Source organism: Pontibacter brevis, assembly GCF_054779655.1.
In genome coordinates this window covers 1-11,296 of sequence record NZ_BAAGXV010000068.1, presented here as the reverse complement: position 1 = coordinate 11,296, position 11,296 = coordinate 1, and the positions used below count along the sequence as shown (strand labels likewise).

Below are 11,296 nucleotides of genomic sequence, written 5' to 3'. Positions count from 1 at the left end.
GCTATCGAAATAGCCGCTCCTTTTTTTATGCACTCTTTATCTTGTCTTCCAGCTCCTCTATCTGTTGTTGGTGCCGCCGCAATAGCGGTAGTTGCTTGGATGCATATTGCTGCAGCGCCAGGTCCTTTCCGTTTTTCGCTATGTCTTCATAACGTCGTATCAGATCGTCATGCTCGTCGCTGAGGCGATTTACATAGGCCAGGTCAAAGGCGATGCCTGTTTTGGCAGTAATCTCCTGGTATATGTCATGATGCCTGGATCCAAGCGTGCTGGGAAGTACAAAGTTGCTTTGGCTGGCTATCTGTTGCAGCTCGTCCAGCATTTGCTGGTTGGCCTGCATCATTTCCCTGGCCAGTTCCTGCACTTCAGGGCTTACGGCCATATTTGTGGCAGCCTCTCCGAGTTGCATCTCCAGCAGGCTGCCGCTGGCTGCCTCTGCCACAAACAAGGCATCGTTTCGCATGCCTTCCACGCCCTCTGCCTCAAACTGCTGCACACTCTGCTCTGTTGCCTGTTCAATGCTGTCGTCGGAGGAACAGGCAGTGGTAAACAGGAGGGCGGTAGCGTATAATAAGGTTAGTAAAGTTTTTTTCATGGTGCTGTTAGTTGAAAGTATAAAGCATCTGCAAGATAAAACTTACAGATGCTTTTACTAATTATCAGTTACAAATGTAAGTCTACTGCCTTGTAGGTGTACCAGCATTTGTAGTAGAGTTATTATTTACCGTCTGGTCCAGTTGGTTGGCTTGTTCCAGGTGCTCACGCAACTTTGGCAGCGTGGTAGTGGCAAAGTTCTTCACCTCTGCATTCTCCATATTATTGGAGGCATCCTCGAATAAGCTAACGGCCTCTTCATGCGAGCTCACCATCAGGTCCGCATATTCCTGGTCAAACTCAGCACCGCTCTTGTCCCTCAGGCTTTGTAACTGGTCCATGTGCTCCTGGCTCATGCTGTCTGGCAGGGCGATGTTCTGCTGCGAGGCAAGCGACTGCAGCTTTTCAGTTGCCTGTGTATGGTCTGTCACCATCATCTGCCCGAAATCTTTTACTGCCTGGCTTTGGCCTTTCTGCTGTGCCAGACGCCCTGCCTCAATTTCCAGCATGTTGTTTGAAGCGGCCTGAGTCATAAAGTCAGACTGATCTATTTTGCGATCTTCCACGGCCGTATCTTCGAACCGTTGCTCATTTGTTTCCTGGGCATTCTCTACGGCCCCTTGCTCCTGGTTACAGGATGCCATACCAAATACAAAAGCCCCTATTATAAGTCCTGTTGATGCAAATTTTTTCATAGTTCTATTCTGGTTTAGTTACTTGATTACCGTATAAACAAGATTGATATACGCCTCAGGCTGTACGGAGTTATCAAAACCGGCCAGAGGTTAGCGTTATGCCCAAAACACACCCGAACTAAAGCTCCAAAAAACCATCAAATAAATCTATATATAACACAACTAATATCAGCACCTCTAAGTATATAAAAACAAAATTATATACATATCTTATTCTAAAGTTAAAAGCCCGAGGTCTGCACATGATAAAGAAACGTTTCATTTTCCTGACGTTAGCTGCTGCACTGTTGTTTGCGCCACTAAGCATGGCTGTTGCACAGGATGACAGAGAGGTGCAGAACATTGACACGGCTTATAACCGGGTGCTGAAAATATACCCGCTGCAGCTCGGCGAAGTGTACGTTGCTCACGAAAAAATGCGCACAGAGCGTATATCCAATGAGCTAGGCCTGAGCTACATTTACAGGAGCTACCTAAAAGGCGATGAGTGGATACCGGAGCGCAAAAACGTACAGGGGGTAGCCATCCGGATGAGCCAGCGCAAGTACACAAGAAGGAACGAGGGCAAGCCGTTCGGCTTTTACCATGGCCCTGAGTTTGGCTATCGGCTGCTGATATTCGAGAAAAACGTTTTTGAACTGCCAGTACAGGACCCCGGTGATCCGGAATACCGGTTTGTTGGCCGGCTGTACCAGAACTCCCTGGATTTGAGCTATCAGCTTGGGGTACAGTTTAACCTGATGGGGCACCTCTCGGCAGATGTGGCTGCCAGCGTTGGCGGGCGCGTGAAATATGCCCTTGCCAATAACGCAAACGAACTCCTGGAAGAGCACATTATTGGCCGTGCGGTGATAGTAGAAAATAACTCTGCAATTTTTGTTGTGCCTCTGCCGCAGCTAAAACTTTCTCTTGGCTATGCATTTTGAGAAGCAGAAGGCTATCTGCAAAAGAACCATCTAAAGGCCGGCATAGGCAACTGCAACGACCAGCAGAAAGCCGCTGCCAAAGCCGCCATATACCTCGGCAGGTGTGTGCGCGTGCAACGACAGCCTGGCTGAGAGCACCGCGCCTGCCAGCAATATTCCCAAAGCAATAGGCCCTACCATCATGGCATCCGGGTCGAGCCAGTTCAGCACCAGCAGCAAACCCAAACCACCTCCCATCCCGATGCTGTGTGCACTTATCTTCCAAAACTGCGATATAAGGAACGCCAGGAAAACAGAGGCGGCAATAACTCCCATCACAAAGTAAAAGATAGCATCAAAAGAAGGCTCGCGGTAAAGCAGGTAAGATGTCAGGGCATAGCAGACTGCTGTAAACAGCAACGGTAAACTACGCTGCTCGCGCCTGTCCATCTCCATGGAATCGAGGTGACCGAGGCGCACCAGACCATAGGCGGCCAGCCCCGGGATAATAAACGTGGTAAAAAAGATCATACACAGCACCACCCACCGGATGCGATAGGGTAATGCAAGGGTAGCCGTAGGCATATAATAGAGTATGACTGCGAAAAGGTACGTTGGGAGCAACAGCGGGTGAAAAACAACCGACAGCACCTGCGCAAGGGTACGGTTCACTTTAGAGAATTATGAATTAGAAATTATAAATTATGAATAGATGTCTGTTTTATTGCACGAACCAGGCACAGGACAAACTTAATACAGTATTGTAAACTTTCGCAGCATCGCTGCCAAACATCAGCCTGCCAAAAAGGTTATAGTTTCTACAAATCCTGAACCTCCTGCCAGATTTCCTCATTTACCGGTATCCCCTCCTCTTCGTTTTGGCGCCGTGTGGCCAGAGAGCTTTCGCCCGGGTATCTTATATCGCCTTCTTCATCCATCAAACCGCTTGTTTTTGTGTATTCAATAATGCGGTTGCTGATAGACTCATCCAGCCTGCTGGCATCAATGCACAGGAAAAACTGCGACACCCCTGCCTCGTTTCCTGCCTCAGTGATCTCCGCTACAGAGCGCCCACCGCTTAAGGAAGATACCAGCACATCTATCACCAACGACAGCCCCGAGCCCTTCCAGAAACCGATGGGCAGGCTGCGCTCTGTTTTCCTGATCTGGGCAGGGTCTTTCGTCAACTTCCCTTTTTCATCATAGCCGCCATCTACCGGAAGTTCTTTTCCTTTCAGTTCATACTCCTGCAGCTTGCCGTACGAGAACTGCGAAATAGCCATATCCAGCACAATGTGTCCTTCTATTCGAGGAATAGCAACCACAAGTGGGTTATTGCCCAGGCGCGGTTCTGTTCCGCCCCAGGGAGGCAGGTTGGCGATACTGTTGGTGGCGCATATCCCTATACAACCAGCCTCAGCCGCCTGCCAGCCGTACGTTCCGGCACGCATCCAGTGGTTGGTATTTCTGACAGCTACGCAGCCCATGCCGTTTTCCTTAGCCAGCGCTATAGCGCGTGCCATTGCTTTTGCAGCGGTATACATGCCTGGGGCCAGGTGCCCATCCCACTGTTCTGTTACGCCATGCTGCCCCACTCTCTCAGGCTCGGCATCCACCTGGATCAAACCATCCTTCACCATCTGCACAAAAACCGGAAACCGGTTTAAGCCGTGCGAGTACACCCCGTCTCTGCTGTTTTCGGCAAATATCTGCGCACACTGTTCTGCCCTGTCTTCTTCAAAATCTACTTTTAAGAGTACACGCTTAAACGCTGCTTTTAACTCCTCAAACGATACTTTCATTTCTGCTATTTATGTTTCTCGGGTGTACGTTGCAAACTGCGGCTTTGGTTAGCCCTACGGCAGCACTTCTTCCTGGCAGAAACATGCAAAGCGGTATACCTGCTATGTTATCCCAAGCGCAGGGAGTAAGCGCAGCAGCGGGGAATTTGCTATTGTAGCATCAGGTTTGTCTGAATTCAGGCAGGATAGCGGCTACAATTCTTTACGCAGGCGGGCTACGGGTATGTTGAGTTGCTCCCGGTATTTGGCAACGGTACGGCGGGCAATGTTATAGCCCTTCTCGTTCAGCATCTTCTCAATTTTCTCATCGGAGAGCGGCTTGCGCTTGTTCTCGTTGTCGATGATCTCTTTAAGGATATGCTTCACCTCACGGCTGCTGGCGTCCTCGCCGGAGTCGGTGGCGATGCCCTCGGAGAAGAAATACTTGAGCGGATAAATTCCAAACTCTGTCTGCACAGCTTTGCTGTTGGCCACGCGGCTCACGGTACTGATGTCCATGCCGATTTCCTCGGCTATGTCCTTCAGAATCATCGGGCGCAATTTGCTTTCGTCGCCTTCCAGGAAGAAGTCATGCTGGTATTTGATGATAGCCTCCATGGTGCGCAGCAGCGTGTTCTGCCGCTGCCGGATGGCATCAATAAACCACTTGGCTGCATCCAGCTTCTGCTTTACAAACGTCACCGTCTCTTTCAGCTTTTTATCTTTCTTGTCTGACTTGTCATACGCGTCAAACATTTCGGAATAAGAACGGCTGATGCGCAGGTCCGGCGCGTTGCGTGAGTTCAGCGACAGCTGCAGCTGCCCGTTTTCGTTGGTAAGAATAAAGTCCGGGATAATGTACTGCACCCGCGTCATGCTGCCACCCGCGCCACCCGGCTTCGGGTTTAACTTGATGATCAGGTCAATGGCTTTTTTCAGCTCGTCTTCCGACACATTAAACCTGCTCTGTATTTTCTGGTAGTGCTTTTTTGTGAATTCGTCAAACGACTCCCGAATAATGCGTTCCGCCAGCACGGTGGTCTGGTCCTGCTCCCGGCGCTCGAGCTGTAGCAAAAGGCACTCGGGCAGGTCACGGGCAGCAATACCGGCAGGGTCAAAGCCCTGGATCAGGTGCAGCACCTGCTCTATCTCCTCCTCACTTGTTTCGATGTTCTGCGAGAAAGCCAGGTCGTTTGCAATGGCGCTCAGATCGCGACGAATGTATCCATCATGGTCGATGCTGCCGATAAGCTGCATTCCAATAGCATATTGTCTGTCGTCCAGGTCCAGGAAGCCCAACTGGTCCATCAGTGCATCCGTGAGCGTGGAGGTCATAGCGATAGGCATCTCCTTGTCCTCGTCATCACCGCCGCGGTCTCCCTGCATTTTGTAACCGCTTATCTCGTCGTCGTTCAGGTAGTCGTTCAGATCAACGTCGTCATTCTTCCCGTAGTCTTCCTCCCCTTCGTAGTCATCAGACTCGCTATACTCTTCAGCAGGCTCTTCACGTCCCTCCTCTAAGGCAGGGTTTATCTCCATTTCCTCCTTAATGCGCGCTTCCAACTCAACAGTAGGTATCTGCAGCAGCTTGATAAATTGTATCTGCTGCGGCGATAACTTCTGAGATAAAAGTTGTCTTAAATCGAGTCGCTGCATAGGTTTATAGAAGAAAACGTGCTGTTATGTGCACATTCAAATTTAGGATAATTTTACTCGCATTTACAAAAAAGGTTAAAATATCGTTACTTTGAGGGAATTAGACAAAATGACTGCAATCAGGAGGAGCGGTTTCTTTTTATAATATGAACAGGGCCGATACAGGCAGCACGCATGCTGGCTATCAGGCAGAAGAGGTGTGTGAGGTAAGCCAAACAACCTGCCCTGTTTTAAAGACATTCTCCTCCTTCTGCTATTGCTGACAATAACTATTCTGATACATGCAACGCACAAAAGTAAAAGACCTGCTAACAGGTGCCGAAGCAGGCAAAGAGGTCCTGCTGAAAGGTTGGGTGCGCACGAAGCGCGGCAACAAGTTTGTAAGCTTTATCGCCGTAAACGACGGCTCCACCATAAACAATTTACAGGTAGTTGCCGACGCTGAGAAGTTCAGCGAGGAGGCCTTGAAAGACGTTACCACAGGTGCCAGCATCGCCGTGACCGGTGAACTGGTGGCATCGCAGGGCAAAGGGCAGGCGTACGAGATACAGGCGAGCTCTATTGAAGTACTGGGCAAAGCTGACCCGGAAAGCTATCCGCTGCAAAAGAAGGCACACTCGCTGGAGTTCCTGCGCGAGATTGCACACCTGCGCTTCCGCACCAACACCTTCGGAGCTGTTTTCCGCGTTCGTAATTCACTCGCTTTTGCCGTGCACAGGTTCTTCAACGAGAAAGGCTTTGTGTACATGCACACGCCTATCATTACGGCTTCTGACGCAGAGGGTGCCGGTGAGATGTTCCGCGTTACCACGCTGAACCTGGACAACCTGCCACGTACCGAAGAAGGAAAGATTAACTTTGAAGAAGACTTCTTCGGCAAGGCCACGAACCTAACGGTGTCCGGGCAGCTGGAGGGCGAACTGGCGGCCATGGCTTTCAGCGACATCTATACCTTTGGGCCAACGTTCCGGGCGGAGAACTCCAACACCACGCGCCATCTGGCCGAGTTCTGGATGATTGAGCCGGAGATGGCTTTCTACGATCTGAAGATGAACGCGGACCTGGCTGAGGAGTTCATCAAATACATTATCCGTTATGCACTGGAGAACAACCGCGAGGACATTGAGTTCCTGGGCCAGCGCCTGGCTGAGGAAGATAAAGCCAAGCCGCAGAATGAGCGCCAGGAAATGACTTTGCTGGAGAAGCTGGAGTTTGTGGTGAACAACGACTTTGAGCGTGTTACTTATACAGAGGCTATCGACATCCTGCTGAATTCAAACCACTACAAGAAAAAGAAGTTTCAGTACGATGTGAAGTGGGGCATTGACCTGCAGAGTGAGCACGAACGTTACCTGGTAGAGAAGCACTTCAAAAAGCCGGTAATTGTAACGGACTATCCGAAAGACATCAAGGCCTTTTATATGCGCCTGAACGACGATGGCAAAACCGTAGCAGCCATGGACATCCTGGCACCGGGCATTGGTGAGATTGTAGGTGGCTCGCAGCGTGAGGAGCGCCTGGATATACTGGTAGAGCGCATGAAAGGCGTAGGCATACACGAAGAAGACCTTTGGTGGTACCTGGATACCCGCCGCTTCGGGGGCTGCCCGCATGCCGGCTTTGGATTAGGTTTTGAGCGCATGGTGCAGTTCGTGACGGGCATGGGCAACATCCGCGACGTAATTCCTTTCCCGAGGACACCGCAGAATGCTGAGTTTTAATACAGCTACCTTATTTATGATTTCAGAAGTCCGGCTGGATATAGCCGGACTTTTTTGTGCCCAACCGTTGCAAAGAAACAAACTGTTCTATCTATAATGTACCTGAGCAGGTAGCTAGCGCTTTTTCGCGGTGCTTGCTGCCTACTGTAGTTTACGTATAAATATGTGTTGCAGCTTTACCCCCTTGAAAACGCGTGGCGGGTAGTGCTGCTATACTGCCGGCTACTGTTGCAACATCAGACACACCAGCAGGTTTACTTAAAATTAATTGCGCTTACCTGCTGGTTTTGTATACTTTGGCCAAAAATTTGCACGTTATATCAATAACATTCAAGCTTTTAGATTATGCGTAAAATATTCCTTAGTGTGCTCTTGGCGGCTGCCTTCGCCACTGTGGCCAATGCCCAGACTGAGTTCGCAAATATAGAATTACCCATGAACCGTGCCGAAGACCTTGTGACAGTGGCAGACAAGAGCGGCAACGTATGCATTTACTTTTACCAGAGCGGCAGGCTGAACTTTGCATTGATTTCACCGAATGGAGAGCAGCTGGCACAGCACCAGATACCTTATCGCTATTCACAGGAGCCACAGATACTGGGCACCCGCGTAACAGACAATGAGTTTATCTTCTACAGCCGCTATACAAACGGCCGCCGGGAGTATGTGCGTCCTTTTGCAGTTCACCGCAGAACCGGCGCTTTCCGCAGCATGCAGGATGAGCAGTTGCAGGTGGCACGTAATGCTACTTTTTTAGGTGGCTTCGGCAACGATGAGCACTTCTACATGCTCTATACTGATAAGGATAACAACCTGCACCTTTACCGGGATACGGATGAGGATATGGCGCACCTGGAGCACAAAACCTTTAAGCCAGAGATGCCACGCACCCGCGACCGCTATGCCCGCGAAACGGATCTGATTTATGTAAGCGATGACATTGAGCACAATGTGTTTACCGGTCATCACCGTAGTAAAATCTATATCCGGGGCGAGAAAACCTATGTGATCTATGACGGATTTAACCTGAGAGGCCAGAGCACGAAAGAGGCGACTACAGAGATCCTGACGCTTGACTGGGCTACAGGCAAGACCAGTTACCGCACCCTTCCGGCTATAGCCCAGGGCAACACACCAACTTTCAACTCTTTTCTGCACAAGGACAAGTTGTTCAGGGTGCAACTTGAGCGGGACCAGTTTAAGCTGACAGCATTTGACTTTAACACGTTGAAGCCAATCAAAGAGTACTCCTACAGCGGCGATGAAGAGATTACTATCAAGTCTACTCCTGTACAGCAACGCGGTGCAAAGTCGATCTTTTCTTCTAATAATACAGAGATAGAGAAGACATCCAAGATAATGAAGAGCCTGGCCAATGGGGTGCCTGCCATTACGGTAGATGCCTTCAGCGACAGTACGCTTCAATTGACGATTGGCTCTTATAAAGCACCGGCAGAAAGAAATGGCCGCGACGACATGGGCCGGATGGTACGCACTCCAGACCGCTATGTAAACACATCGCGCGGTTTGATGATGGTACCCGGCCGCTGGACCCCGGCCTACACTATCCCGAATTATTACCTGAATTCCCCTTACTATAGCCGCTACTTCTACGACCCTTATGGTCAGAGCAGTTTCAGCTCAGGACCGGGTACCAGCACCTACTTCAGGTCTGTGCTCAGCGCTGATAACCTGGCAAAGGTAGAATCAGGAAAAGAGACAGAAGTGCTGCAGGATAAGATCGAAAACTTTGAGCAGGAGCTTAAACTAGAGCCAGAGTTCAAGACCGTGTACCGCTACGGTGATAAACTACACTATGGCTACTACGACCGCAAGGCCAGAACTTTCCGGATTATGGAATTTGCGCATGGCCAGGAGCCAGCCAAGCAGGAGTAGCCCAGGGTTTACCCCTTTCTAAACAAAAAGCCCCGCCAGGTTAATACCTGGCGGGGCTTTTTGTTTAGAACACGCAAAGCTCTTACTGCTGCCCCATCATTTTATTTACCCTCTCCTGCAGTGCAGGATCCTGGCGGTAGGCCATCATGATCTGCTCATACTTCTGCAGCGTCATGCCGTCTTTCTGTATGGCTGTCTCTACCTCTTTCTGCATGGCAGGCTGCATGTCCATCATGCGTTGTGCCGCCTTGTTGAAGGCTGCCATTTCCTCGGGTGTGGCTTTTACCTCAGCCAGTTTCTGTTGCTGGTGTGCCTGGGCCATTTCGTTGAATTTATCAATGCTCAGGTTTTCTTCCTGCAGAATACCCATCATTTTTTTCTCTCCCTCCTGCTGCACCATCATCAAACGGGTGCTGGCATCTGCAAACTGCTTCACATCAGTATCTGAAAAATTCTGCTGTGCCCCCTGCTGCTGCGGAGGTGTAACTTGCTGTGCTGTTGCTACAGTGCCGGCAGCAGAAAAACAAAGTATGAGCGCAGCAACAGCTGCCCCCTTCAGTTTATTTAACAAGCTCATAAGATTCTGAATTTAAAAAATTTAAGAAGTAATCAATTGATTGTTCAGGCAGGATAAATTACGGCTACCTCTTAAACTATACCTGTTTTAGGGGCAAATAGTTGTTGCGCTATTCATTTACTGTCCCATTCACAAGGACTTTTAAGTACAAAACAGCTTCAGCAACCATCAAAATTTGTCCTTTTTATGGTTTAGCCTGATCGACCTGAGGAGCATATTGCAAGAGATAAATTTCAGATACACTCTCAGGTCAATTTTACATTAGGATGGTAGCTTTCACTGTTTAACACAAAAACGAACAGGGTTTTCTTCTCCTAAAAAGGAAAGAATATATGTATATTGATACCCTAATACTACCCTTTTCATGAAAACAATACAACATATTATCTTTCTGTGCCTACTGATATGTTCTACCTTCCAGGCCACTGCGCAACCAAACTTTAAAGAAGGTTTTACCATTAGCTACAGCAACGACACTACCTTCGGCTACATTGATTACAGAGATAACCTTGTTTGCGCCAAAGAGTGCAACTTTAAGAAAAGCCTTGAAAGCAACATGGCTTCATTCACTCCTAATCAAATGAAAGCATATGGGTTTCTGAATGACAAATTTCATCAGGCAGAAACAATAACAGAAAAGAACGGAGATGGCCTGACGATGTTCCTGGAGGTACTTGTTCAGGGTCGGGTAAGCCTTTATTATTATCAGGGGCGCTTTTTTGCCAGGCGGTTTAATGAACCACTTGTAGAGCTTAGATCAGAGAAGCAAGTTGTAACGGTAGGGGGCCGCCAGTATGAAGGCTCTCCAACGACCACCTGCTTGTATTATCATCGCTGATGTACGACTGCCCTGAGGTTAGTGCAACTATTGAGCGCGTACGCCTTGAAATAAAGCCACTGGTAAGTTTATTCAAGCGGTATAACGAATGCGTGGGAGCTCCTGCTGTTATGTTCACGACCTCAGAGAAGCCATGGTTCTTTATTCAGCCAGGGGTACTTACAGGTATTAGCTACTCACAGATTATTTTCAAAACAAAGCACCAAAACAACAGCAGTACCAGTTCCAGGCACTTAACCTACCCGGATTATTCTGACAAGAGCCTGGTTGGCGGTGCTTTTATGAACATCTCTTCTCCCAGATCTAATGAGCGTGTTTCTTTACAGCTAGAAGCTATTTATAACAGGAACGAGTACAATGCGTATGTAGAGTTAAGAGATGAATCTGGCACTATTAATAGCAGCGTCTCCAGAAACAATGTCTTCTTACAACTCTCCCACCTAAAAACCGCTGCTCTGGCACGGTATGATTTTACTGGCGGTAAGCGCTTTGTGCCTTATGTTAATGCAGGCCTTTCCAACAGCTTTGTACTAGGGTGTGTCTGATGAATACTTTTTCAGGTAAAACCTAATAAAAGCCAGCTTCAGCATCGCTAAGAAACTGACGGCTAATTTCTCATATCTTGTAGCAACT

General features: G+C 48.9%; 11 protein-coding genes. 5 read left to right on the top strand and 6 right to left on the bottom strand.

The annotated features are described in order from the left end of the window. Positions 1-25 precede the first annotated feature (25 nt). Positions 26-595 carry a DUF4142 domain-containing protein gene (locus tag ACYVB1_RS14545; protein ID WP_460924507.1) on the bottom strand — a complete coding sequence of 190 codons (570 nt, stop codon included), beginning with the start codon at positions 593-595 and terminating at the stop codon, positions 26-28. An 82-nt stretch (positions 596-677) separates the two neighbouring features. Continuing rightward, complete coding sequence (locus ACYVB1_RS14540; protein ID WP_460924506.1) at positions 678-1,289, bottom strand: DUF4142 domain-containing protein; 612 nt, start codon at positions 1,287-1,289, stop codon at positions 678-680. 242 nt (positions 1,290-1,531) lie between these two features. Here ACYVB1_RS14540 and ACYVB1_RS14535 point away from each other — a divergent pair, with 242 nt between their 5' ends. Then, entirely contained in the window at positions 1,532-2,215 is a 684-nt protein-coding gene (locus ACYVB1_RS14535; protein WP_460924505.1) for an ABC transporter ATP-binding protein, read from the top strand. Between the two features lie 30 nt (positions 2,216-2,245). Here ACYVB1_RS14535 and ACYVB1_RS14530 read toward each other — a convergent pair whose 3' ends face one another. The 3 genes from ACYVB1_RS14530 to rpoN form a co-directional block, all read right to left on the bottom strand. Then, positions 2,246-2,866 carry a hypothetical protein gene (locus tag ACYVB1_RS14530; protein ID WP_460924504.1) on the bottom strand — a complete coding sequence of 207 codons (621 nt, stop codon included), beginning with the start codon at positions 2,864-2,866 and terminating at the stop codon, positions 2,246-2,248. A gap of 146 nt (positions 2,867-3,012) precedes the next feature. Continuing rightward, positions 3,013-3,996 carry a 3-dehydro-L-gulonate 2-dehydrogenase gene (gene yiaK / locus ACYVB1_RS14525; RefSeq protein WP_460924503.1) on the bottom strand — a complete coding sequence of 328 codons (984 nt, stop codon included), beginning with the start codon at positions 3,994-3,996 and terminating at the stop codon, positions 3,013-3,015. 192 nt (positions 3,997-4,188) lie between these two features. Further along, positions 4,189-5,631, bottom strand: a complete 1,443-nt coding sequence (gene rpoN / locus ACYVB1_RS14520; protein WP_460924502.1) for an RNA polymerase factor sigma-54 — start codon at positions 5,629-5,631, stop codon at positions 4,189-4,191. 281 nt (positions 5,632-5,912) lie between these two features. Between rpoN and asnS the strand changes: the two genes are divergently transcribed. Beyond that, positions 5,913-7,352, top strand: coding sequence for an asparagine--tRNA ligase (asnS, locus tag ACYVB1_RS14515; RefSeq protein ID WP_460924500.1), 1,440 nt, complete (start codon positions 5,913-5,915; stop codon positions 7,350-7,352). A gap of 345 nt (positions 7,353-7,697) precedes the next feature. Next, positions 7,698-9,248, top strand: a complete 1,551-nt coding sequence (locus ACYVB1_RS14510) for a hypothetical protein (protein ID WP_460924499.1) — start codon at positions 7,698-7,700, stop codon at positions 9,246-9,248. 82 nt (positions 9,249-9,330) lie between these two features. On the opposite strand, the gene ACYVB1_RS14505 is transcribed toward ACYVB1_RS14510, so the two are convergent. Then, on the bottom strand, positions 9,331-9,825 hold the full coding sequence (locus tag ACYVB1_RS14505; protein ID WP_460924498.1) for a DUF4168 domain-containing protein: 495 nt from the start codon (positions 9,823-9,825) through the stop codon (positions 9,331-9,333). Positions 9,826-10,189: 364 nt separating this feature from the next. On the opposite strand from ACYVB1_RS14505, the gene ACYVB1_RS14500 reads away from it, so the two are divergent. Both ACYVB1_RS14500 and ACYVB1_RS14495 read left to right on the top strand, forming a co-directional pair. Continuing rightward, entirely contained in the window at positions 10,190-10,663 is a 474-nt protein-coding gene (locus tag ACYVB1_RS14500) for a hypothetical protein (RefSeq protein WP_460924497.1), read from the top strand. Beyond that, complete coding sequence (locus ACYVB1_RS14495; RefSeq protein ID WP_460924496.1) at positions 10,663-11,208, top strand: hypothetical protein; 546 nt, start codon at positions 10,663-10,665, stop codon at positions 11,206-11,208. Before ACYVB1_RS14500 ends, ACYVB1_RS14495 begins: the two co-directional genes overlap by 1 nt. Positions 11,209-11,296 lie beyond the last annotated feature (88 nt).